26 protein-coding genes are annotated in these 21269 nt (G+C 66.9%); 22 read left to right on the forward strand and 4 right to left on the reverse strand.

Annotated elements, in window-relative coordinates; translation table 11 throughout:
• Window positions 1-10: 10 nt before the first annotated feature.
• The 11 genes from OM960_RS01805 (at window position 11) to OM960_RS01855 (ending at window position 10009) form a co-directional block, all read left to right on the forward strand.
• On the forward strand, window positions 11-373 hold the full coding sequence (locus tag OM960_RS01805) for a hypothetical protein (RefSeq protein WP_264770880.1): 363 nt from the start codon (window positions 11-13) through the stop codon (window positions 371-373).
• On the forward strand, window positions 373-1317 hold the full coding sequence (locus tag OM960_RS01810; protein ID WP_264770881.1) for a PD-(D/E)XK nuclease family protein: 945 nt from the start codon (window positions 373-375) through the stop codon (window positions 1315-1317). Before OM960_RS01805 ends, OM960_RS01810 begins: the two co-directional genes overlap by 1 nt.
• The gene (locus tag OM960_RS01815) at window positions 1311-3047 is read left to right on the forward strand and encodes a DEAD/DEAH box helicase (RefSeq protein ID WP_264770882.1); all 1737 of its coding nucleotides are present in this window, start codon (window positions 1311-1313) and stop codon (window positions 3045-3047) included. The genes OM960_RS01810 and OM960_RS01815 overlap by 7 nt, the downstream gene beginning before the upstream one ends.
• Complete coding sequence (locus OM960_RS01820) at window positions 3044-3268, forward strand: DUF6511 domain-containing protein (protein WP_264770883.1); 225 nt, start codon at window positions 3044-3046, stop codon at window positions 3266-3268. Before OM960_RS01815 ends, OM960_RS01820 begins: the two co-directional genes overlap by 4 nt.
• Window positions 3268-5541, forward strand: coding sequence for a PriCT-2 domain-containing protein (locus tag OM960_RS01825; RefSeq protein ID WP_264770884.1), 2274 nt, complete (start codon window positions 3268-3270; stop codon window positions 5539-5541). The genes OM960_RS01820 and OM960_RS01825 overlap by 1 nt, the downstream gene beginning before the upstream one ends.
• Window positions 5542-5931: 390 nt before the next feature.
• A complete protein-coding gene (locus tag OM960_RS01830; protein WP_264770885.1) occupies window positions 5932-6420 on the forward strand; it encodes a crossover junction endodeoxyribonuclease RuvC in 489 nt (162 codons plus the stop codon).
• Window positions 6417-6614, forward strand: a complete 198-nt coding sequence (locus OM960_RS01835) for a hypothetical protein (RefSeq protein ID WP_154491262.1) — start codon at window positions 6417-6419, stop codon at window positions 6612-6614. Before OM960_RS01830 ends, OM960_RS01835 begins: the two co-directional genes overlap by 4 nt.
• Complete coding sequence (locus tag OM960_RS01840; protein ID WP_264770886.1) at window positions 6607-6993, forward strand: DUF6362 family protein; 387 nt, start codon at window positions 6607-6609, stop codon at window positions 6991-6993. Before OM960_RS01835 ends, OM960_RS01840 begins: the two co-directional genes overlap by 8 nt.
• 370 nt (window positions 6994-7363) lie before the next feature.
• Window positions 7364-8590, forward strand: coding sequence for a DNA modification methylase (locus OM960_RS01845; RefSeq protein WP_264770887.1), 1227 nt, complete (start codon window positions 7364-7366; stop codon window positions 8588-8590).
• Between the two features lie 3 nt (window positions 8591-8593).
• On the forward strand, window positions 8594-9775 hold the full coding sequence (locus OM960_RS01850; RefSeq protein WP_264770888.1) for a DNA cytosine methyltransferase: 1182 nt from the start codon (window positions 8594-8596) through the stop codon (window positions 9773-9775).
• Between the two features lie 9 nt (window positions 9776-9784).
• Entirely contained in the window at window positions 9785-10009 is a 225-nt protein-coding gene (locus OM960_RS01855) for a DUF7220 family protein (RefSeq protein ID WP_264770889.1), read from the forward strand.
• A 52-nt stretch (window positions 10010-10061) separates the two neighbouring features.
• On the opposite strand, the gene OM960_RS01860 is transcribed toward OM960_RS01855, so the two are convergent.
• The 3 genes from OM960_RS01860 to OM960_RS01870 form a co-directional block, all read right to left on the reverse strand.
• Window positions 10062-10574 (reverse strand): DUF3489 domain-containing protein, encoded by a 513-nt coding sequence (locus tag OM960_RS01860; protein ID WP_264770890.1) that lies wholly within the window; start codon window positions 10572-10574, stop codon window positions 10062-10064.
• Between the two features lie 94 nt (window positions 10575-10668).
• Window positions 10669-10917: a hypothetical protein gene (locus OM960_RS01865; protein ID WP_432759503.1), complete on the reverse strand. Its 249-nt coding sequence runs from the start codon at window positions 10915-10917 to the stop codon at window positions 10669-10671.
• Between the two features lie 11 nt (window positions 10918-10928).
• Window positions 10929-11111: a hypothetical protein gene (locus OM960_RS01870; RefSeq protein ID WP_264770892.1), complete on the reverse strand. Its 183-nt coding sequence runs from the start codon at window positions 11109-11111 to the stop codon at window positions 10929-10931.
• Between the two features lie 247 nt (window positions 11112-11358).
• Between OM960_RS01870 and OM960_RS01875 the strand changes: the two genes are divergently transcribed.
• The 8 genes from OM960_RS01875 to OM960_RS01910 all read left to right on the forward strand — a co-directional run bounded on the left by OM960_RS01875 (window position 11359) and on the right by OM960_RS01910 (window position 18783).
• A complete protein-coding gene (locus tag OM960_RS01875; RefSeq protein ID WP_264770893.1) occupies window positions 11359-11823 on the forward strand; it encodes a terminase small subunit, Nu1 in 465 nt (154 codons plus the stop codon).
• Window positions 11756-13651 carry a phage terminase large subunit family protein gene (locus tag OM960_RS01880; protein WP_354003537.1) on the forward strand — a complete coding sequence of 632 codons (1896 nt, stop codon included), beginning with the start codon at window positions 11756-11758 and terminating at the stop codon, window positions 13649-13651. The genes OM960_RS01875 and OM960_RS01880 overlap by 68 nt, the downstream gene beginning before the upstream one ends.
• Before the next feature lie 2 nt (window positions 13652-13653).
• Window positions 13654-13863, forward strand: a complete 210-nt coding sequence (locus OM960_RS01885; protein ID WP_092763720.1) for a phage head-tail joining protein — start codon at window positions 13654-13656, stop codon at window positions 13861-13863.
• A 62-nt stretch (window positions 13864-13925) separates the two neighbouring features.
• On the forward strand, window positions 13926-15392 hold the full coding sequence (locus OM960_RS01890; RefSeq protein WP_264770894.1) for a phage portal protein: 1467 nt from the start codon (window positions 13926-13928) through the stop codon (window positions 15390-15392).
• A 4-nt stretch (window positions 15393-15396) separates the two neighbouring features.
• The gene (locus tag OM960_RS01895; protein WP_264770895.1) at window positions 15397-17433 is read left to right on the forward strand and encodes a prohead protease/major capsid protein fusion protein; all 2037 of its coding nucleotides are present in this window, start codon (window positions 15397-15399) and stop codon (window positions 17431-17433) included.
• A 74-nt stretch (window positions 17434-17507) separates the two neighbouring features.
• Window positions 17508-17843 (forward strand): DUF2190 family protein, encoded by a 336-nt coding sequence (locus tag OM960_RS01900; protein ID WP_264770896.1) that lies wholly within the window; start codon window positions 17508-17510, stop codon window positions 17841-17843.
• Window positions 17843-18154 (forward strand): head-tail joining protein, encoded by a 312-nt coding sequence (locus OM960_RS01905; protein WP_264770897.1) that lies wholly within the window; start codon window positions 17843-17845, stop codon window positions 18152-18154. Before OM960_RS01900 ends, OM960_RS01905 begins: the two co-directional genes overlap by 1 nt.
• Window positions 18151-18783 carry a DUF6441 family protein gene (locus OM960_RS01910; protein WP_264770898.1) on the forward strand — a complete coding sequence of 211 codons (633 nt, stop codon included), beginning with the start codon at window positions 18151-18153 and terminating at the stop codon, window positions 18781-18783. The genes OM960_RS01905 and OM960_RS01910 overlap by 4 nt, the downstream gene beginning before the upstream one ends.
• A gap of 1 nt (window position 18784) precedes the next feature.
• Here OM960_RS01910 and OM960_RS01915 read toward each other — a convergent pair whose 3' ends face one another.
• Window positions 18785-19315, reverse strand: a complete 531-nt coding sequence (locus tag OM960_RS01915; RefSeq protein WP_264770899.1) for a hypothetical protein — start codon at window positions 19313-19315, stop codon at window positions 18785-18787.
• 122 nt (window positions 19316-19437) lie between these two features.
• On the opposite strand from OM960_RS01915, the gene OM960_RS01920 reads away from it, so the two are divergent.
• The 3 genes from OM960_RS01920 to OM960_RS01930 are packed head-to-tail and all read left to right on the forward strand — an operon-like array spanning window position 19438 to window position 21260.
• Window positions 19438-19857 (forward strand): acyl-CoA transferase, encoded by a 420-nt coding sequence (locus OM960_RS01920; RefSeq protein WP_264770900.1) that lies wholly within the window; start codon window positions 19438-19440, stop codon window positions 19855-19857.
• Window positions 19858-19881: 24 nt separating this feature from the next.
• A complete protein-coding gene (locus OM960_RS01925; protein WP_264770901.1) occupies window positions 19882-20820 on the forward strand; it encodes a phage tail tube protein in 939 nt (312 codons plus the stop codon).
• Between the two features lie 2 nt (window positions 20821-20822).
• Window positions 20823-21260 carry a phage-derived protein YdaY family protein gene (locus OM960_RS01930; RefSeq protein WP_264770902.1) on the forward strand — a complete coding sequence of 146 codons (438 nt, stop codon included), beginning with the start codon at window positions 20823-20825 and terminating at the stop codon, window positions 21258-21260.
• Window positions 21261-21269: the final 9 nt, after the last annotated feature.

Genomic DNA, 21269 nt, shown 5'->3' on the forward strand with positions numbered 1-21269 from the left:
GGAAATTCCCATGACTGACATGACCAACGCGGCCCCCGTGGCCGTGAACAGCTCCTGCTTGCCTGATGATCAGCGGCGACTGATCGAGCTCGACGATGCCATCGCCAAGATCCGGACGCAGATCGCGACGGCCGATCTGGCCCGCCAGCGCGGCCAGAAGCCGATCGATCCGGACTGGTTCCACCGGGCCCGTACGGCCCTGCGCCACCTGTGCCGCGAGCGCGCGGAACTGCTCGCCCAAGGCTCCGGCCGCCGTCGCCGCGAAAAGCTCAAGGACGCGCTGATCGGCATCCTGCGCGAACGCCATGACCCCGAGACCTGGGATGGCATTCTGGCCGAGGCGCAGGCCCGTAGCGAACGGGAGGGTCTGTGATGGCAGAACTTCCCGAAGCCCCCACGCCCACGCTGACGGCGATCTATGCCGATTATGAGGCCCGCCAGGGCGATGGTTTCCGCGACCATCTCGGCGCCTCGATTATCGGCAAATCCTGCGCCCGGGCGCTCTGGTACGACTTCCGCTGGATCACGCCCGCGCGCCATTCCGGCCGCCTGCTGCGCCTCTTTGAGACGGGCCAGCAGGAAGAAGACCGGCTCGTGCGCAACTTGCGTGCCACCGGGGCGACCGTGCTCGAGGTCGATCCCGAGACCGGCCGCCAGTTCCGGGTCGAGGCCCATGGCGGCCATTTCGGCGGCTCGCTCGATGGCGTGGCCATTGGGCTCTTGGAGGCCCCGAAGACCTGGCATGTGATGGAGTTCAAGACCCACTCGGTCAAGAGCTTCAACGAGTTGACCGCCAAGGGTGTCGTTCTGGCCAAGCCCCAGCACGCCGCGCAGATGCAGATCTACATGCACCTGACGGGCATCACGCGCGCCCTCTACGTCGCGGTCTGCAAGGACACCGACGCGCTGCATGTCGAGCGCATAGAGGCGGACCGCGCCATGGCCGAGCGCCTGCTGGAAAAGGCCGGGCGCATCATCTTCGCCCAGCATCCGCCCCCGCGGATCAGCGAGGATCCGGCCTGGTTCGAATGCCGGTTCTGCGATCACCATGCGGCCTGCCATGACGGCGGTGGCGCTGCGGTGACCTGCCGGTCCTGCCTGCATGCGACACCCGTCGAGGGTGGTTGGCACTGCGCCCGCCACGACCGGATGCTGGCCCTGGCAGAGCAACGCGCCGCCTGTGGCCGTCACCTTTTCATCCCCGATCTCATCCCGGGCGAGGTTATCGATGCGGGCGACGATCTCGTCACCTACCGCATGGCCGATGGCACGACCTGGACCAATGACGCCCGTTCCCCGGAGGCCGCGCCATGCTGACCCTGCGCCCCTATCAACAGGCCGCGATCACCGCGATCTACGGCTATTTCCAGACCCACACCGGCAATCCGCTGGTGGTCATCCCGACCGCGGGCGGCAAGTCGCTCGTCATGGCGTCCTTCATCGAAGGCGTGCTGAAGGCCTGGCCCGATCAGCGCATCCTGATCGTGACCCATGTCCGCGAATTGATCGCGCAGAACCATGCCGAGATGATCGGCCTCTGGCCCGACGCCCCGGCGGGCATCTATTCGGCGGGCCTCGGAAAGCGCGAGGCTCAGGCACGGATTCTCTTCGCGGGCATCCAGTCGATCCACCGTCGCGCGGCCGAGATCGGCCACACCGATCTGGTGCTGATCGACGAGGCGCATCTGATCCCCGGCAAGTCGAGCACGATGTATCGGCGTTTCCTCGACGCGCTGAAAGCGATCAACCCGGCGCTCAAGGTCATCGGGCTGACCGCCACGCCGTTCCGGCTCGATTGCGGGATGCTGCACGAGGGGCAGAATGCGCTCTTCACCGACATCGCCTATGAGGCCCCGGTCCGCGCGCTGATCGATGCGGGGTATCTGAGCCCTCTGGTCTCGAAACAGCCCGCCACCCGGCTCGACGTCTCGAAGGTGGGCACCCGCGCGGGCGATTTCATTGCGCGCGATCTGGCGGCGGCGGTCGATCAGGACGCCATCACCCGCGCGGCTGTGACCGAGATCATCGCGCATGGCCGCGACCGCAAATCCTGGCTGGCCTTCTGCTCGGGCGTCGAGCATGCGCGCCACGTAGCCGAGGAATTCGGCCGCCAGGGTGTCAGCTGCCGCACGATCTTCGGCGACACGCCGAAGGACGAGCGCGATGCGATCCTTGCCGCCTTCAAGCGCGGCGAAATCCGGGCGCTCGCCTCGATGGGCGTGCTGACCACCGGCTTCAACGCGCCGGGGGTCGACCTGATCGCGCTCCTGCGTCCCACGCAATCGGCCGGGCTCTATGTGCAGATGGTCGGGCGCGGCACCCGCCTTGCGCCGGGCAAGGAAAACTGCCTGGTGCTGGACTTCGCCGGCAATGTCCGCCGCCACGGGCCGATCGACTTGGTGCGCCCCAAACGCCCCGGTGATGGCGGTGGGGGCGAGGCGCCGACCAAGGTCTGCCCGGACTGTGACAGCATCATCGCGCTCTCGGCGACGGAATGCCCGGATTGCGGCTATGTCTTCCCGGCGCGCGAGGTGAAGATCGCCCCCACGGCCGCCACGCTGCCGGTGCTTTCGCCAAAGCAACGATGGCTTCCGGTCACGGGCGTTTCCTACAGCCGCCACGACAAGGCGGGCGGGCGTCCGTCGCTCAAGGTGACCTATAGCTGCGGCCTTGCCACCTACAGCGAATGGGTCTGCCTCGAGCATCAGGGCTATGCCCGCCAGAAGGCGGCCGAGTGGTGGCGCAAGCGCGCGCCCGGCTGCCCTGTGCCGCGGAGCGTGGCCGAGGCCCTCGCGCAGACGAGCCGCCTTGCGCGCCCCAGCGACATCTCGGTCCGCCCCTCGGGCCGCTATCTTGAAATCTCCGGTTACAGGTTCGCCCCATGCGCCCATCCGACCCCGGCCTCTGCGCCGTCTGCCACCGGGAACCTCGCGGGTTTGGTTGGTTCGAACCGGGGTTCTGCCGCACCGACCCGCGGCGCGACGCCAGCCGCAAGCGGCTCTGCAGCCGTGCCTGTCAGGACCTCTGCCATGGGAGGAAGGGCATGATCGATCCGACCCCGAATGAGACCAAGGCCATGGCCAAAGGCGGCCAGATGGGCGGCGAATATCTTGAGAGAATCGGCAAGTCCGACCTCGCGACCCTGTCCGAGGAGGAATGGGCCCGGTTTCTCGATGCGGTCGTCACCGGCTATTGCGACCACCTGCGCGCGCTGGCGGCGAAGGATCGCAACCGGCTCGACGCGATGGCGCCGGAGGTGCCGTTCTGATGGCCGACACGTCCTGGATGGCGCGCTTCGGCGCGCGGCTCGTCACCAATGGCTATGCCATCTTGCCGATCGGCCCGGGCACCAAGAAGCCCGGCCGGTTCCAACGCGGCGGCTGGGCCGATTACCCCGAATGGAATCGCCATGCCGAACGCCCGACCACGGAGGTCGAGGTCGCGACCTGGGCCACTTGGCCCGATTGCGGCATCGGCATCGTCGGCGGTGCGGTGGCGGCGGTCGATATCGACATCGCGACGGACGCCCAACTGGCATTGCAGATCGAGGCGCTGGCCCGGGCGCGCCTCGGCGACACGCCCGCACTGCGCATCGGCCGCGCCCCTAAGCGCATGCTGGTCTATCGCACGGCCGCACCGTTTCGGGGCATCAAACGCCATCCGCTCGAGGTTCTCTGCCTCGGGCAGCAGTTTCTGGCCTATGCCAATCACCCCGACACCGGCGCGCCCTATGTCTGGCCCGACGAGGGTCTGGCCGATCTCGATATCAGCGATCTTCCGGAAATCACGGCGGAAGCGGCGGCGACCTTTCTCGACGAGGCCTACGCGATCCTGCCCGAGGCCCTGCGCCAGCGTGGGCTGCGCTCGGCAGCACCGGCCACCTTGCTGCGCAACCACGGGCAGATCGGCACCTTGCCCGCCATCCGGTCGGCGCTCGACTGGCTGCCGAATGACGAGCTCGACTACGACAGCTGGATGCGCATCGGCATGGCGCTGAAAGGTGCGCTTGGCGATGAGGGCGGCGAGGTCTTTGCCACCTGGTCGGCCCAGGCCGCCAAGGATGTGCCCGCGACAACGGCTCGCGCCTGGGCGAGCTTCAAGCCCGACCGGATCGGCGCGGGCACGATCTACCACCTCGCCATGGAGCGTGGCTGGCAGCCCGACGCCGCCTTACGCCTCGATGGCAGTCTCGATCCGGACGGCCCGCATCCGGCCGCCGATCTGCTGGCCCGGCTGGAGGGGAGCGCGCCGACCGTCGCCGATCCGGAAAAACCCGCCTTCAGCCTGACCATCCCCGATGGTCTCGTCGGGGATCTGACCGGCTACATGCTGGCCACAGCGCGCCGCCCACAGCCGCTTCTGTCGCTCGGGGCCAGCCTCTGCGCCATCGGCGCGCTGATGGGGCGGCGGTATCGCACCACCAGCAACCTTCGCTCGAACCTCTATGTCGTGGGGATCGCCGACAGCGGCTCGGGCAAGAACCACGCCCGCGAGATCATCAACGAGGTGTTCTTCGAGACGGGTCTCGCCCACTATCTCGGCGGCAACAAGATCGCCTCCGGCGCGGGGCTTTTGACCGCGCTCCACCGCCAGCCGGCGATCCTGTTCCAGATCGACGAATTCGGGATGTTCCTGTCGGCCGCCGCTGACCGCAAGCGCAGCCCGCGCCACATCACTGAGATCCTCGACAACATGACCGAACTCTTCACGGCCGCAGGCGGGATCTTCCTCGGGGCGGAATATGCGAATCGCGACGGCACCAATGAGCGGCGCGACATCAACCAGCCCTGCCTTTGCGTCTATGGCACCACGACGCCTCTGCATTTCTGGGGCGCGCTGCAGGGGGCAAACGTGGTCGATGGCTCGCTCGCGCGCTTTCTGATCTTGCCGAGCGATGAACACTATCCGGACGAGAACCTCGCCGTCGGCATCCGGCAAGCCCCTCCCGCGCTGATCCAGGCGCTCCAGCTGGTCGCCAAGGGCGGCGGATCCGCGAAGGGCAACCTGACCGGCAAGACCGCCGATCAGAACACCGCCGTGAACCCGATGACCGTGCCGATGTCCGACGCGGCGCGCGCCCGGTTCGCCGATCTCAGCGACGTCCTGACCGAGGAACTACGGGCAGCGGCCGGTACGGCCTTCACGGCCATTCTCGCCCGGATCGGAGAGAACGCGTTGAAGTTGGCGCTGATCGTCGCTGTTGGTCGCGATCCTGTGCGCCCCGAGATCGATATCACTGCTGCGGACTGGGCCATCGGCTTCGTGCGCCATTACGCGCGGCGCACCATGGAGGCGGTCGAGCGCCATGTGGCGGATACCGAGACCGAGGCGCATCTGAAGCGGCTGAAGGAGATCGTCCGCGCCGCCGGGCCCAAGGGGATCACCAAATCCGAGATCACCCGGGCTTCCCAATGGCTGAAATCGCGCGACCGCGACGAAATCCTGCTGACGCTGATCGAGAGCGGCGACATCACCACGGGCATGCGCGGCTCCTCGACCAAGCAGGCCATGGTCTACCGGATGGCGCGGTGGGGCGGGTGACCGGAGATCCTTCAAGCCGCCTGAAGCGGCCCTTGAAGCCGAACTACCGCCAAGCAGCAGAAACGAAAGGGAAAAACCGAATCCTTCAAATCCTTCAATCTTTCAAGAGGACCCCTTTTCCCTATACGTGTACGCGCGCGGTTTAACATTGGGAGAGAGGTACCCATTGAAATATTGAATAATTGAAAGATTATATATTACACATACAGGACAACCACTTAGGGGCGGAAATCCTTCAAGACGCCCCTATGAAGGTTCTGAAGGATTTGCCGGGCGGCCCAGCTGCCCAGCCCATGAACTGACCAGACCACCCTTCGGGGCCTGGCGAGACCGCAGCCTTCACCGGCCAGCCCGCTCGCCTCGCTCACAAACGCGAAGAGGAGGTCTCTCATGACCCAATCCCACGAACACCCGCGCTGCATCCTTGCGCTCGATCTCGGCACCACCACCGGCTGGGCGCTACGCAGCCACGGTGGGCTGATCACCAGCGGCACCGCCAGCTTCCGGCCCGGGCGCTATGACGGCGGTGGCATGCGCTATCTCCGCTTCACCAACTGGCTTACCGAACTGGACCGGCTGTCTGGGCCCATCGCGGCTATCTGGTTCGAGGAGGTCCGCCGCCATGCCGGAACCGACGCGGCCCATGTCTATGGCGGGCTGATGGCCTCGCTCACCAGCTGGGGCGAGCTGCGGGGCATCCCCTACGGAGGCGTGCCGGTGGGCACGATCAAGCGGCACGCCACCGGCAAGGGCAACGCCCCGAAGCAGGCCATGATCGATGCGGCCCGCGCAAAGGGCTTCAGCCCCGAAGACGACAACGAGGCCGATGCCATCGCCATCCTGCTCTGGGCCCTCGAGGCCCGGGGAGGTGCGGCATGAGGTTCCATCCCAAGGGCTATGGCGGCCAGCGTCGGTCGCCTGATGAGGTGAAGCGCGACGGTTGGCGCGAACAGGGCCTGCTGGCTGTCAGCGTGGATGACCAGCGCCTGACCTGGCCCGAGCGCGAACTCGTCGAGCAGCTGGGCACGCGGCTCTATGGTCCGCGCCCGGTCGAGGATCTGCGCCATGGCTGAGCACAACTGGACCGCCGAGGACGTCGCCGATCATTTCGAGGAGGCGTTCCGAACCCTGCGCAAGCTGCCGCCGGTGAAGGTGCAGGGCTATTTCAACGCCTGGCCGCAGGTCATCCGCACCGAGCGCGAGATCCTCGCGATGGAGCCCGAACCGATGCGGGTCTGGCCCTCGGCCGCTGCGATCTCGCGGCTCGAGCAGACCTTCGACTGGGTGCTCTGGCTCGGCGAGAGTGAACGCCGCCTGATCTGGTGGCGTGCCGCCCGGCGGCCGTGGAAGCAGATCACCCATGAGCTGGGCGTCGACCGCAGCACCGCATGGCGGCAGCACAAGCTCGCGCTCACCAAGATTGCCGCGCGGCTGAATGCTGCGGCTGCATGAAGTGTTGCAACACTTTGATCTTCGACAGCTGCAACACATCCGTGCTATCTGAAGGATATGATGGGGAGAGTACGTCGGAAGACGGCTCTCCCCGTTTCCATTCGCGCGGACCGGCGACAGCAGGGCCGACGCGATGCGCATTTCCCTGAAATCGGCGGGTCCTTCCCGGCGTCCATCCTATACGGGCGGGCGAAGCGCGAGGGTTTCCCAGTGACACCCCGGAAAATACGCGTTTCGTTTCGCTTGGGCCACTGCGGCAACGAGCACAGGGTCTGACCGCCGGAAACCCCATTGCTGAACCGAAACGGCCCCGCGGGGTCATTTCGGTTCCGGCCCCCATTTCGCTGCCCGGCACCCCAAGGACATTCCCATGGACGTCGTCGACCTGCCGCTCGAGCAGATCATTCCCTATGCGCGCAATCCCCGACGCAACGAGCAGGCCGTCGCCACGGTCGCGGCCTCGATCCAGGAGTTCGGGTGGCGTCAGCCCATCGTCGTGGACGAGGCGATGGTCGTACTGGCCGGACACACAAGGCTGGAGGCGGCGCGCAAGCTCGGCTTCAAGACCGCGCCGGTGCATGTCGCCAAGGGGCTGACCGCGTCGCAGGCCCGCGCCTTCCGGATCATGGACAACCGCTCGGGCGAGAATGCCGAATGGGACAAGGACCTCTTGAACCTCGAACTGGCGGACCTGCTGGAGGCGGATTTCGACCTCGGACTGACCGGCTTCACCGAGGACGAGGTGAACGCGCTGATGTCGAGCCTCGATGCGGGCACTGGTCCGCAGGAAGGCGAAGACGAGATCCCGGAAACCCCGGAAGATCCCGTCAGCCGCCCCGGCGATCTCTGGCTTCTGGGGCACCACCGGCTTCTCTGTGGTGACAGCACGGTCGCCACCGATGTCGAGCGGCTGCTCGGCCCGGTGAAGCCGCTGCTGATGGTCACCGATCCGCCTTACGGCGTGGAATACGACCCGGGCTGGCGCAACCAGGCGGGGGCGGCCAAGACCAAGCGCACTGGCAAGGTGCTGAACGACGACCGCGCCGACTGGCGTGAGGCCTGGGCACTGTTCCCGGGCGATGTGGCCTATGTCTGGCACGGCGCGCTGCACGCGGCGACCGTGGCGGAAAGCCTCGAGGTCGCGGGCTTCACCATCCGGTCCCAGATCATCTGGGCCAAGGAGCGGCTGGTTCTGAGCCGGGGCGATTATCACTGGCAGCACGAACCCGCGTGGTACGCCGTGCGTAAGTCCGGCAAGGGCCATTGGGCGGGCGACCGCAAGCAGACGACGCTCTGGCACATCTCGGGCAAGGATCAGGACGAAAAGACCGTCCACGGCACACAGAAGCCTGTGGAATGCATGCGTCGGCCGATCCTCAACAATTCGAGCCCGGGTCAGGCGATCTACGAGCCCTTCATGGGATCGGGCACCACGCTGATCGCGGCCGAGACCACGGGCCGCGTCTGCCTCGGCATCGAGCTGAACCCGGCCTATGTCGATGTGGCCGTCCAGCGCTGGCAGAAATTCACCGGGAAGCAGGCCGTCCTCGATGGGGATGGAACGCCCTACGACGACATCAAGACCAAAGACCGCTGAGGGATGGATGACCTGGCTTTACCTTCCGCAGGCCTGCCTGGCGGAACAGGCGACGCATGCCTGTTCGGCCTCTCGCTCTGCTCCGGCGCTGGCGGTCTCGACCTCGGCCTCACCATCGCCTTGCCCGGATATCGAACTGTGGGCCATGTCGAACGGGAAACCTTCGCCGCATCCACTCTCGTGGCGCGGATGGAAGACTCGTCCCTGGATCACGCACCTGTCTGGGACGACGTTGGAACCTTCGACGGCCGCCCGTGGCGCGGCGCGGTGGACATCGTCACTGCGGGCTATCCGTGCCAGCCGTTTTCCGTCGCGGGCAAACGCCGGGGCGCGGACGACCCGCGCCATCTCTGGCCGCATGTCGCCCGCATCATCGGCGAGGTCGAACCGCCCTTCGTCTTCCTTGAGAATGTCGCCCATCATCTCCGCCTCGGCTTCCCCGAAGTCGCCAGCGGACTGGTCGGCATGGGCTACCGCCTTGCGGCAGGCCTCTTCACGGCGGCGGAAGTCGGCGCGCCCCACAAGCGCGAGCGGCTCTTCATCCTCGCCATCCGCGAAGACGACGAGCTGGCCGACCCCGCGCGCCTGCTCTGGGACCCGGTCGAGTGGCGGGAACCGGACGGAACTGCTGCGCTTGTGGCCGACGCCGAGGGCCAGTGCGAACGAAAACCGACAGACGAAGCCGACGCCCTCGCAGGCAGCGGGTCAGCACGGCATGAATCTCGCGACAACGGCCGCGATGTGGCCGACGCCACAGACGGACAGCTTTCGGAGCCGGGGCGGCGACAGGCGCGACGAAAAGGGTCTGGACAGGATGGCACGGGATTGGCCGACGCCGATGGCAACGGACGGAAACAAGCCGAGCGCCGGCAACCGCCGGACGGCGGACCTCACCCATGCCAGTCAGATGTGGATGACGCCGACGGCACGGGATCACAAGGATGGCGCGACGACGCTGGCGAATACGCCCGTGAACGGCCTGCTTGGCCGCCAGGTCCTGGTGACGCCGATGGCTGGGAGCGATACCTCCGAGCCGCGCCGAACCTTGAACCCGCTGTTCGTCGAGGCGCTGATGGGCTGGCCCACCGGGTGGACCGGCTTCGCCTCTGTGGCAACGGCGTGGTCCCCCTGGTTGCGGCGCATGCGCTTCGAACTCTGGCAGCTGAACTGCTGGCCGATGGATGAGGCAGCGGCATGAAACAGTCGCACCTCATGTCGCTGGTCGAGGCCGTCGCCAACGTGATCGTGGGCTACGGCGTTGCGGTCGTCACACAGATCCTGATCTTCCCGTTCTTCGGGCTGCACACGACGCTGGCGCAAAACCTGAAGATGGGCGCGGTGTTCACGGTGGTGAGCATTGCGCGGTCCTACGTCCTGCGGCGGCTGTTCGAGGCAATACGGGTGCGGAGCGCCAAATGATCGACCGCCGCCCCGGCGGGACGGCGGCCATCGACTTGTCGGGGTCGTTGCGTCAGGCGGCAGGAAGTTTGTACACGCGCCCCCGATCCTCGACCTTTTCCGAGGTCACCTCGAGCCCGAGTTTCTTCTTCAGCGCCCCGGCCATCGCGCCGCGCACCGTGTGCGACTGCCAGCCCGTTGCCGCCATGATCTCTTCGATGGTCGCGCCGTCCGGCGCGCGCAGCATGGCGATGAGGGTCGCTTGCTTGGTGCCTTCGCGCGGCGTGCGCGTCTTGGGCGCGGGTTCGGGGGCAGCGGCGGTGTCCGGTTCGATGCCGATGGCGGCAAGGCCTGCGTCGGTGGCAACCAGTGTGACGCCGTGGCCGTCGCCGGTCTCGCGCCAGACAGGTTCGCCTTTGCGCATGTTCGCCTCGACCTCCTCGAGGAAGCCCTTGGCGAGCATCGCGCCAACCACCTTGGCGGCGGCGCCGCCCCGCAGGCTCTCGGGCAGCGGCAGGGCGATGTGCTCGGGCCGCTGTGCGGCGGCGCTGAGAATGATGGCTTGGGTATCGGAAAGCTCGATCATGGGGTCGTCTCCGTGCTCGGGCCCGCATCATGCGGTCCCTTCTACGACCCTAAGCCGCGCCCGCGCGCGGCGGAGGTTCCGGATAAGCCGGAGGTCAGTCTGCAAATTCGCCTTCGCCAAACGCACTGTCAGTGATGCGCTTCAAAAGGCTCGCGTAGTGTTCGAGGGTGCCGACCTGGCCCCAATTGATCTCGTCGGGATGGGCGTTGAAATGGTCATCGCTCAGCCCCTGCAGGCGGGCGAGCATCGCGTCGATCTCGGCCTTCTTTTCAATGAAGGCCGCCAGTGCGGCTTCTTGGTTCCGGCGGGCCTTTTCGGCGCGGAGTTGGTGGCGGTCGGTCATCATCTTGCCCCTCAGTTCTTCTGCTCGATCATCGCGAGGATCGCGCAGGCCATGCCGCCCAGAAACTCGCCGCGCCGGAAGACGATCTCGTCGATCTCGGTCGCGCGGGTGATGGCGGGATCGACCTGAAGGTCGGCGGCCATGTGCGGCAGCAGGCGGACGGCTTGAAGGTTGTAGCGTTCGGCGAGGGTCATGGCAGGCTCCGTGGGGTGCATCGTTTTCGTAGGATCAGCTTCGCTCTGCCGGGGCGCGTCATCCAGTATAATCGCAGCAATTACATGACTTTAATCGGAGCGCGCGGATCATCTCATGTCGTCAGCCACGCAACCCATCGGCGTTATCGCGCGGCTCCTCGATCTCTCGGAGCGCCGCGTCCAGCAGCTGAGCCGCGAGGGCGTTATCCCAAAGGCCGAGCGCGGCCAGTACGACCTGATCGGATCGGTGCGCGGCTATGTCCGCTATCTGCGCGATCAGGCCACGAAGGCGCAGGCCGGTACGCCGGATTACGCGGCCGAGCGGGCGCGCTTCATTCGGGCGCGGGCTGATCTCGCCGAGATGGAAGCCGAGGAAAAGCGTGGCGCGCTGATTGCGGCCGAAGAGATCGAGGCCGCCTGGATCGCCGTTCTGGCGCTTCTGCGCACCCGCTTGCTCGCGCTGCCGGACCGGTTGGCGCCGCAGGTTTTTGAACAATCAACCGTCGGATACACCCGGAACCTGATCCGAATGACCATCCGCGAGGTGCTCGATGATCTCGCGCAGCCAGATGTCCAACTCGAAGCCAGCGCTGACATTGACGGGCTCCCCGATCCTGAAGCGGACGGTGGAGACGGCGCTGAAGGTGCTGCGCCCGCCGCCGGAACTGACGATCAGCGATTGGGCGGATCAGAACCGACGGCTGAGCTCTGAGGCCAGCGCCGAACCCGGGCAATGGCGGACGAGCCGGGCCGAATATCAGCGCGGGATCATGGAGGCGATCTCGGACGCCTCGACCGAAACAGTAATCATCATGTCCTCCGCCCAGGTCGGCAAGACCGAGGTTCTGAACAACGCCTGCGGCTATCACATCGATCAGGATCCCGCGCCGATCATGGTGGTGATGCCGACCGAGCGCGACGCGGAAACTTGGTCGAAGGATCGCTTCTCGCCGATGGCCCGCGACACGCCCTGTCTGCAGGGCAAGATCGCCGATCCGCGCTCGCGCGACGGCAACAACAAGATCCTGCACAAGCGGTTTCCAGGCGGGCATCTGACCATCGTCGGCGCGAACGCGCCCTCGGGTCTGGCCAGCCGCCCGATCCGCCTGCTGCTGTGCGACGAGGTGGACCGCTACCCGTTCAGCGCCGGCGCCGAGGGTGATCCTGTCAACCTCGCCAGGAAACGCACGGTGACCTTCTGGAATCGCAAGATCGTGTTGGTGTCGACGCCCACAAACAAGGGCACCAGCCGGATCGAGGCGGCCTTCGAGGAAAGCGATCAGCGCCGGTTCTGGGTGCCGTGCCCGGACTGCTGGGCGGAACAGGTGCTGACCTGGACACAGGTGCGCTGGAGCAAAGAGCCCGAGGGCGACCACCGGCCCGAAACTGCGCGCTACCACTGCGTGGAATGCGATGCGGCTTGGCGGGACGAGACCCGCTGGGCGGCCGTCTCAAAGGGACATTGGGTGGCGGAGCAGCCCTTCGCGGGCGTGGCGGGCTTCCACCTGAACGAGATCTACTCGCCATGGGTCCGGTTGGAGGCGATGGTGCGGGCCTTTCTCTCGGCTCGCTCCGGCGGGGACGAGACGATGAAGACCTTCGTCAACACGTCGCTGGGCGAGACATGGGTTGAGACCGGCGAAGCCCCCGATTGGCAACGGCTCTACGACCGGCGCGAGGCGTGGAAACCGGGCACCGTGCCCGCGGGCGGGCTGTTCTTGACCGCCGGGGCCGACGTACAGAAGGACCGGATCGAGGTCGATGTCTGGGCCTGGGGGCGCGGGCTCGAAAGCTGGCTCGTTGATCATGTCGTGATCGAAGGCGGGCCGGATCGGCATGACGCCTGGTCGGAGCTGACCGCGCTGTTGGATCGGTCCTGGCCGCATGAACGCGGGGCGCATCTGCGCATCGCCCGGCTCGCCATCGACACGGGTTACGAGGCCGCTGCGGTCTATTCCTGGTCCAGGGCGCAAGGCGCTGCGCAGGTGTCGCCGGTCAAGGGCGTCGAGGGGTTCAACCGCTCGAGCCCGGTTTCGGGGCCAACGTTTGTCGATGCGACCGAGGGTGGGAAACGTCTGCGGCGCGGGGCACGGCTCTGGACCGTGGCGGTCTCGACCTTCAAGGCCGAGACCTACCGGTTTCTGCGGCTGGAACGGCCGACTGAGGAAGAACGCGCCGAGGGCGCGGCCTTTGCGCCCGGCACCATCCACCTGCCGACTTGGGTGGAAAGTGAGTGGCTGAAGCAGGTCGTGGCCGAGCAACTGGTCACCCTCCGCACGAAACGTGGCTTCGCCAAGCTCGAATGGCAGAAGCTCCGCGAACGCAACGAGGCGCTGGACTGCCGGGTCTATGCCCGCGCCGCCGCCTGGATCGCGGGCGCGGATCGCTGGACTGAGGAGAAATGGCGTGACCTCGAGGATCAGCTCGGAGCCGCGCCTTACGGTGACACCGATCCGGCCGGGCAAATTCACCGGCCGGGACAAGCCCCGCAGGGCAAGCGCCGCTCCGACTGGCTTGGACGGCGGGAAGGATGGTTTTGAGCATGACCGACTGGACCGAAACCGAACTCTCGGCGCTGCGCCGGGCCTATGCCAGCGGCACGACCCGGGTCAGCTATGACGGCAAGTCGGTGGACTATGGCTCGGCCGAAGACCTTCTGGCCCGCATCCGCACCATCGAACGCGCCATCGTGGGCACAACCCGGCCGTTGCCGGTGGCCGGGCTCGCGGGCTTCTCGCGCGGGGACCGGTGATGTCGGCAAATTGGTTCGATAGGGCCATTGCCTCCGTTGCCCCTCGGGCCGCCGCCAGGCGCGTGCTGGCCCGTCTGGCCTTCGAGACCCTGACGCGCGGCTATGACGGGGCCGCGAAAGGGCGACGGACGGACGGTTGGCGCGCGCCGGGATCCTCGGCTGACACGGAGATCGGTGTGGCCGGGGCACTCTTGCGCGACCGGATGCGCGATCTCGTACGCAACAACCCGCATGCGGCGAAAGCGGTCGCGGTGCTGGTCAACAACATCATCGGCGCGGGGATCATGCCGCGCGCCGCGAGTGGTAACGAGGCATTGGACCGCAAGGTCGATGATCTCTTCGAGCGCTGGACAGCGGACTGCGACGCCGACGGCCAACTCGACTTCTATGGCCTGCAAACGCTGATCTGCCGCGAGATGGTCGAGGCGGGCGAAGTCCTGGTGCGCCGCCGCCTGCGGCGATCCTCGGATGGTCTGCCGGTGCCGCTGCAGTTGCAGGTGCTGGAGGCCGACTTCCTCGATGCCTCGAAATCCGGCGCGCTCGGCGCGGGACGCCTCGTGCAGGGGATCGAGTTCGACCCGGTCGGGAAGCGCCGGGCCTACTGGCTCCATGCCGAGCACCCCGGCGATGCTTGGGGCGCGCTGAACGGTGGGCTCGGATCGCGCCCGGTGCCGGCGACCGAGATCGCCCATGTCTACGAGAAGCAGCGCACGCAGGCGCGTGGCGTTCCTTGGGGCGCGCCGGTGATCCGGTCCTTGCGCGATCTCGACGACTACGAGGTGGCCGAACTGGTCCGCAAGAAGACCGAGGCCTGCGTCACCGCCATCGTCTTTGGCGAAGACGAGGCGCAGCAGGGCATCGCGCCCGCCGTGGTCGATGCCGACGGCAACCGGGTCGAACAGTTCGAGCCGGGGCTGATCGCCTATGCCCGCGGCGGCAAGGACATCCGGTTCAACCAGCCCTCGGCCACCGGCGGCTACGGCGAGTACAAAAGAGCCAGCCTGCACACGATCTCGGCCGGGTTCCGCGTGCCATACGAGCTGCTGACCGGCGATCTCAGCCAGGTCAACTATTCCTCGATCCGCGCAGGTCTGGTGGAGTTCCGCCGCCAGATCGACGCCGTCCAATGGCAGCTCTTCATTCCGATGTTCTGCGCGCCGGTTTGGCGCTGGTTCACTGAAGCCGCATGGGCGGCTGGCCAGATCCCCACGCCGGATATTCCGGTCGAATGGCAGCCGCCGAAGTTCGAGGCGGTCGATCCGCAGAAGGATGCGATGGCGGACCTGCTGGCGATCCGCTCTGGCACCATGACGCTGGCGCAGGCCATCGCCCGGCAGGGCCGCAACCCCGACGCCGTGCTGGCGGAGATAGCTGCGACCAACGCGAAGCTCGACGACCTCGGCCTCGTGCTCGACAGCGACCCACGCCGCGTCACCAAGACTGGCAGCGTGCAGACCAGCGATCCGGTGAACGACGACCCGGCCGCCGAAACGGAAACCAAACCGGCGCAGGCCGACCAACAGGACTGACCTCATGGACACGATGATCGAATTGCCGGCCATGCGCCGGTCGGCGGAGCTCGCTCCGAACACGGCAGATGCCGACAGCCGCACCGTCGAGGTGGTCTGGTCGGCGGGGGCCCGCGTTCGTCGCTCCAGCTTCTTCGGCGAGCCCTATGACGAGGAACTCAGCCTCGATCCCGCCCATGTCCGGCTCGACCGGCTGAACGCGGGCGCGCCGTTCCTGAAGGTGCACGAGATCGACACGCTCGACGCCGTCATCGGCTCGGTCGTGCCGGGTTCAGCCCGGATCGAGAACGGCCGCGGCATCGCGCAGGTGCGGATCAGCGAGCGTGCCGACGTCGAGCCGATCTGGCGCGACATCCAGGCCGGGCACATCCGGGCGGTCTCGATCGGCTACCAGGTCCACCGCTTCGACATCTCGAAACCCGATAGCGGGCGCGAGCTTTGGCGGGCGGTCGATTGGACCCCGTTCGAGATTTCGGCCGTGCCGGTCGGCGCCGACCCCGCCGCGGGCTTCCGTGCCAAGGGCGAACACTACGACTGCGTCCTCCATCGCCGGGACGCCGAAACCAGCGAAGGAGCATCCCCGATGACCGACAGGACGACCCCGGCCGCCCCGGCCGACGACACAACCGACACGGCAGCGACCGAGGAGATCACCATGCCCGACGACAAGACCGGCGCGACTGAGGCGCAGACGCGCGCGGCTGAGACGCGCAGCCAGCCCAAGGCCCCCAAGCCCGAGGCCCCGGATACCGATGCCATCGCGACCCGCGCCCGCGAGGCCGAGCGCGACCGCGTTTCCACGATCTATGATCTGGCGGGCCGCCTTAATCTCGAACGCGGCTTCGCCGAGGATCTGGTCAAGCGCGGCGTCAGCGTCGACGAGTCCCGCCGCCTGATCCTCGATCAGGTCGCCGCGAAATCCGACGAGACCCGGACCTTCCCGCATGTCTCCGTCCCCCTCGGCGGACGGGACGAGCGCATCACCCGCCGCGACGCGGTGGCGAACGCGCTCTTGCACCGCTACAGCCCGACGCTGTTCCCGCTGGAAGACGCCGCGCGCCAGTATCGCGGCATGACCCTGCTGGAGCTGGCCCGCGAAAGCCTCGGCAATGCGGGCGTGAACACCCGCGGCCTGTCGCGCGACGAGGTGGCCACGCGTGCGTTGCATTCCACATCGGATTTCCCCGAGATCCTCGCGGCCGTCACCAACAAGACCCTGCGGCAGGCCTATGACGCCTATCCCCGCACCTTCGCGCTCTTCTGCCGCCAGGTGCTGGCGACCGACTTCAAATCCATGCACCGGGTCCAGCTCGGCGAGGCGCCGCAGCTTCTGGAAGTGGGCGAAAGCGGCGAGTTCAAGCGCGGCACGCTGGGCGAGAGCAAGGAGAGCTACAAGGTCAAGACCTATGGCCGGGTGGTCGCGATCACCCGGCAGGTGCTGATCAACGACGATCTCGACGCCTTCACGCGCATCCCGGCGATGTACGGCAACTCCATCGCCCAGCTGGAGAGTGACGTCGTCTGGGGCATCATCACCGCGAACCCGGCGATGGCCGATGGCACGGCGCTGTTCCACGCCAACCACAAGAACCTCGCGGGCACCGGCGCGGCGCTGGCGGTCGATGCGGTTGGCGCGGCGCGTGCCGCGATGGCGCTGCAGACCGGCCTCGACAAGAAGACGGTGCTGAACATCCGTCCCGCTTTCCTGATCGTGCCCGCCGCGCTGGAGCTGAAGGCCGAGCAGCTGGTCGCGCAGAACCTCGTGCCTGCCGCCACCTCCAGCGTGGTGCCGCAATCGATCCGCACGCTCTCGCCGATCAGCGAGCCGCGCCTCGATGCCGCCAGCGCCACCGCCTGGTATCTGGCGGCGAGCCCGAACCAGATCGACACCATCGAATACGCCTATCTCGAGGGCCAGCAGGGCGCCTATATCGAGACCCGCAACGGCTTCGATGTCGATGGCGTCGAGATCAAGTGCCGCCTCGACTTCGGCGCCAAGGCCATCGACTGGCGCGGCCTCTACAAGAACCCGGGCGCGTAAGGCACGAATCCTGAACCCTGAAACGCGGGCGGTCCTGACGGGCCGCCCTTCGTCTTTCCACGAGGATCCTCCCCATGAAAAACTACGTCCAGCCCGGCAATACCATCACCCTGACCGCGCCCTATGCCGTCGCCTCCGGCGATGGCCTGCTCGTCGGCTCCATCTTCGGCGTGGCGGCAGGCAACGCCGCCCTCAGCGAGGGCGTCGAGGTCGCGCTCACCGGCGTCTTCGACGTCACCAAGATCGGCTCGCAGGCCTGGACCGCGGGTGCCAGGATCTACTGGGACGATACCAACAAGCGCACCACCAACGTGGCCACCTCGAACACGCTGATCGGCGTCGCCACCGAGGCGGTCGCGGGCGGCGCTGGTGACACCGTCGGCCGGGTGCGGTTGAACGGCGCGTTCTGATGAGCGCTTTCGCTGCCGCCGTCAGCGCGCTCTTCGCCGATCCGAATATCGGCAGGGATGCGGTCTACACGCCCGAGGGCGGCGCGCCCGTTCTGGTGCGCGTCGTCGCCCGGCGCGCGGATGCCATCACCGACTTCGGCGACGCGCGGCTCTGGTCCGAGACCACTCGGATCGACTTACGTGTCGCCGAGGTGGCGAACCCGCGACCCGGCGATCGCATCGAGATCGACGGCGACGCCTTCCTCATTCAGGGAGAACCCGTCCGCGACCGCGAGCGGCTGGTCTGGACCGTGGATCTGAGGCCCGCATGAACCTGAAGCTCGACATCGATCCCGACATTGTCGCGATGATGCAGGCCGAGGTGGCGGCGGGAGAACGTGCCGTGACCGCTGCCATTCGCGAGGCCGGAACCGGGCTGAAGGCAGCGTGGCGCTTGCAGGTCACCGGCGCAGGGCTCGGCGCGCGGCTCGCCAACACGATCCGCAGCCAGACGTTTCCGAAGTCGGGCGAGAGCCTCGACGCCGCCGCGTTGGTCTGGTCGCAAGCGCCGGTCATCGTCGGCGCGCATGATACCGGACCGCTGATCCGCTCCAAAGACGGGTTCTGGCTGGCGATCCCGCTGCCCGCTGCAGGAAAATCCCTGCGCGGCGGCCGGATTACCCCAGGCGAATGGGAGCGCCGCCGCGGCCTGCGTCTGCGCTTCATCTATCGCCGCACCGGCCCGAGCCTGCTGGTGGCCGAGGCGCGGCTGAACACGAAGGGTCAGGCAGTGGTGTCCCGCTCGAAGACCGGGCGGGGAAAGGTCACCGCCCCGATCTTCCTGCTGGTGCCGCAGGTGAAGTTGCCGAAGCGGCTGGATCTGGGACGGGACGCCGACCGGGCGTTGGACAGCGTGCCGGGGCTGATCGAGGCGAACTGGGTGGAGGGGAGGTTTGGATAGCCTACTTTTGAAGCCATCTCGCTCCAGTCTTCACCGGTTGCGGTTTGAGCCGCCGTTCTTCTGCTTCAAGATGTTCAAGTTTTTCTTTCGCTTCTCGAAAGAAGTCCAAGTCGCCAGCTCCAAGTTCATCGATGCAGCCAATCCGCGCCAGACTGTTTCCGCCGGCCCGCTTGGCGGCGTCTGCTCCGCTGTAGGGTCGCTTTCGATAGGTGCCCAAGGACTCATATGCCAATCCAAGCCCTTGAAGTTGCCGGTGCTTCGCGGCCATGGACGATTCCGCGTCCACTCTCGCAGCAATCCTGCCCCGAAGATCTCCGGCTTCTCTTGACGCTTCGATTTCTCGCTCTGCGGTTTGTCGTTTCTGCCTTGCGGCTTGAAATGCTTGCAGGTCCGCCTTGCGGACCAAGTGCGGAAAAGCCCCGTAGTCGTGTTGCACCGAATAGACTTGGCGACACACCTCGCAGTCGATCTCCGCAGAATAGGTGATCTGGCTTGCCTTGACCCAAGGATGATCAGGGGACGCCTGCGTCACGGTTATGGTGCCTTGTCCGCAGGGGCATGGACTGGATACGTCGGTGTAATCTGTAGTTGCCATTGTGAAATACTCTTGTCCACCGCTGGGCGACTGGCTGAACTGAACAATCGTGGAATCCGATGCCGAGTGCCCGGGAAATGATAATTCGGGCTCTTGCGACAGTTTTGCAAGGGTCCGGCAACGAGGTCTTGCGTGGCGAGGTGCTACCCGAGCGTGTGCCGGCGGCGGGGCTCCTTATCCTTCGCGATGGCGACCCGGGGGAACCGGAGGTAACGCTGTCACCTCTCACGTACCACTACCAGCATCGCGCCGAAATCGAGGCGGTCGTGCAAGGCACCTCCCGTGACACGACCTTCGACACGCTGACCGCCAGCATTGCCACGGCGCTCACCGCCGACCGGACATTGGGCGGGCTCTGCGACTGGGTCGAGGCGGAAGCGCCGAGGCCGGTCGATCTGCCGGTCGAGGGCGCGGCGAGCCTGAAGGCCGCCGTGATCCCGGTCGTGCTGCACTATTCCACGGCCGACCCGCTGGCCTGACCCAAACGACAACAGGAGATCACCATGGCACGAGCCCAAGGGGCGCGGGCGCAGATGGCGCTTGCGTTTGAGACCGTCTACGGCACGCCGCCCGCAGGCGGCTTCACGAAGATGCCGTTTGCCAGCACCACGCTCGGCGCGGAGCAGCCGCTCTTGAACTCCGAGCTGCTTGGCTACGGGCGCGATCCGCTGGCACCGATCAAGGACGCGGTGACAGCGGACGGCGATGTCGTCGTGCCGCTCGACGCCGAGGCTTTCGGCTTCTGGCTGAAGGCGGCCTTCGGAGCGCCGACGACGACCGGCACCGGCCCGTGGACGCACGAGTTCCAGTCCGGCGCCTGGACCCTGCCGAGCCTGTCGATCGAGACCGGCATGTCGGAGGTGCCGCGCTACGCCATGTATTCCGGCTGCGTGCTCGACCAGATCACCTGGCAGATGCAGCGCTCGGGTCTGCTGACCGCGACCGCCCGGCTGGTGGCGCAGGGAGAGACGGTAGGCACGACCACGAGCGCCGGCACGCCCGCCGCGCTGGAGCTGAAGCGCTTCGGCCATTTCAACGGGTCGATCACGCGGAACGGCTCGGCTCTCGGCAATGTGGTATCGGCCGACATCACCTATGCCAACAATCTCGACCGGATCGAGACCATCCGCTCAGATGGTCGGATCGACGGCGCGGACCCGTCTATCGCGGCGCTGACGGGCTCCATCGAGGTTCGGTTCGCCGACAGCACACTGGTGACGCAGGCGATCAACGGCGATCCGTGCGAGCTTGAGTTCGGCTACGCGCTGCCCTCGGGCGAGAGCTTTACCTTCACCGTGCACGCCGTCTATCTGCCGCGCCCCCGGATCGAGATTTCAGGGCCGCAGGGCGTGCAGGCGACCTTCGACTGGCAGGCCGCCCGCGACAGCTTGGTCGGCCGGATGTGCACGGCAACCCTGATCAACGACATCGAGGTGTACTGAGAATGCTGACGCTCGACCTGACCAACGCGCCCCGTTGGCACGACCTCGCCCCGGGAGTGCGGGTGCAACTGCGCCCGCTGACCACCGCGCTGATGGTGGCGACGCGCAGCGATCCTGCCGTGGAGGCGGTGCCGGAGGAGGCCTCCGACGAGGAACGCGCCGTCGCCTTCGCCAAGGCGCTGGCACGCCGCGCGGTGCTCGACTGGGACGGCATCGGCGACGCGGACAGCAACCCCATCGACCCGAGCCCCGAGGCCATCGACGCGCTGTTCGATGTCTGGCCGATCTTCGAGGCCTTCCAACTGACCTATGTCTCCAAGGGCCTGCTCTTGGAACAGGAAAAAAACGCCTCCGCGCTCTCGCCGAATGGTCCTTCGGCGGGGGCGACCGATATTGCGACGCCTGCCAAACGGCGTGCGAAGGCTGCCCGGCGCGGCTGAACCGACCGC

It is taken from the genome of Defluviimonas salinarum (assembly GCF_026013545.1).
Taxonomy (GTDB): Bacteria; Pseudomonadota; Alphaproteobacteria; order Rhodobacterales; family Rhodobacteraceae; genus Albidovulum; species Albidovulum salinarum.

What these genes read in the sequence shown, in the direction of transcription:
- OM960_RS01805 (WP_264770880.1), top strand. Translation starts at nt 11, where the DNA reads ATGACTGACATGACCAACGCGGCCCCCGTGGCCGTGAACAGCTCCTGC.
- OM960_RS01810 (WP_264770881.1), top strand. Translation starts at nt 373, where the DNA reads ATGGCAGAACTTCCCGAAGCCCCCACGCCCACGCTGACGGCGATCTAT.
- OM960_RS01815 (WP_264770882.1), top strand. Translation starts at nt 1,311, where the DNA reads ATGCTGACCCTGCGCCCCTATCAACAGGCCGCGATCACCGCGATCTAC.
- OM960_RS01820 (WP_264770883.1), top strand. Translation starts at nt 3,044, where the DNA reads ATGATCGATCCGACCCCGAATGAGACCAAGGCCATGGCCAAAGGCGGC.
- OM960_RS01825 (WP_264770884.1), top strand. Translation starts at nt 3,268, where the DNA reads ATGGCCGACACGTCCTGGATGGCGCGCTTCGGCGCGCGGCTCGTCACC.
- OM960_RS01830 (WP_264770885.1), top strand. Translation starts at nt 5,932, where the DNA reads ATGACCCAATCCCACGAACACCCGCGCTGCATCCTTGCGCTCGATCTC.
- OM960_RS01835 (WP_154491262.1), top strand. Translation starts at nt 6,417, where the DNA reads ATGAGGTTCCATCCCAAGGGCTATGGCGGCCAGCGTCGGTCGCCTGAT.
- OM960_RS01840 (WP_264770886.1), top strand. Translation starts at nt 6,607, where the DNA reads ATGGCTGAGCACAACTGGACCGCCGAGGACGTCGCCGATCATTTCGAG.
- OM960_RS01845 (WP_264770887.1), top strand. Translation starts at nt 7,364, where the DNA reads ATGGACGTCGTCGACCTGCCGCTCGAGCAGATCATTCCCTATGCGCGC.
- OM960_RS01850 (WP_264770888.1), top strand. Translation starts at nt 8,594, where the DNA reads ATGGATGACCTGGCTTTACCTTCCGCAGGCCTGCCTGGCGGAACAGGC.
- OM960_RS01855 (WP_264770889.1), top strand. Translation starts at nt 9,785, where the DNA reads ATGAAACAGTCGCACCTCATGTCGCTGGTCGAGGCCGTCGCCAACGTG.
- OM960_RS01860 (WP_264770890.1), bottom strand. Translation starts at nt 10,574, where the DNA reads ATGATCGAGCTTTCCGATACCCAAGCCATCATTCTCAGCGCCGCCGCA.
- OM960_RS01865 (WP_432759503.1), bottom strand. Translation starts at nt 10,917, where the DNA reads ATGACCGACCGCCACCAACTCCGCGCCGAAAAGGCCCGCCGGAACCAA.
- OM960_RS01870 (WP_264770892.1), bottom strand. Translation starts at nt 11,111, where the DNA reads ATGACCCTCGCCGAACGCTACAACCTTCAAGCCGTCCGCCTGCTGCCG.
- OM960_RS01885 (WP_092763720.1), top strand. Translation starts at nt 13,654, where the DNA reads ATGACCGACTGGACCGAAACCGAACTCTCGGCGCTGCGCCGGGCCTAT.
- OM960_RS01895 (WP_264770895.1), top strand. Translation starts at nt 15,397, where the DNA reads ATGGACACGATGATCGAATTGCCGGCCATGCGCCGGTCGGCGGAGCTC.
- OM960_RS01900 (WP_264770896.1), top strand. Translation starts at nt 17,508, where the DNA reads ATGAAAAACTACGTCCAGCCCGGCAATACCATCACCCTGACCGCGCCC.
- OM960_RS01905 (WP_264770897.1), top strand. Translation starts at nt 17,843, where the DNA reads ATGAGCGCTTTCGCTGCCGCCGTCAGCGCGCTCTTCGCCGATCCGAAT.
- OM960_RS01910 (WP_264770898.1), top strand. Translation starts at nt 18,151, where the DNA reads ATGAACCTGAAGCTCGACATCGATCCCGACATTGTCGCGATGATGCAG.
- OM960_RS01920 (WP_264770900.1), top strand. Translation starts at nt 19,438, where the DNA reads ATGCCGAGTGCCCGGGAAATGATAATTCGGGCTCTTGCGACAGTTTTG.
- OM960_RS01925 (WP_264770901.1), top strand. Translation starts at nt 19,882, where the DNA reads ATGGCACGAGCCCAAGGGGCGCGGGCGCAGATGGCGCTTGCGTTTGAG.
- OM960_RS01930 (WP_264770902.1), top strand. Translation starts at nt 20,823, where the DNA reads ATGCTGACGCTCGACCTGACCAACGCGCCCCGTTGGCACGACCTCGCC.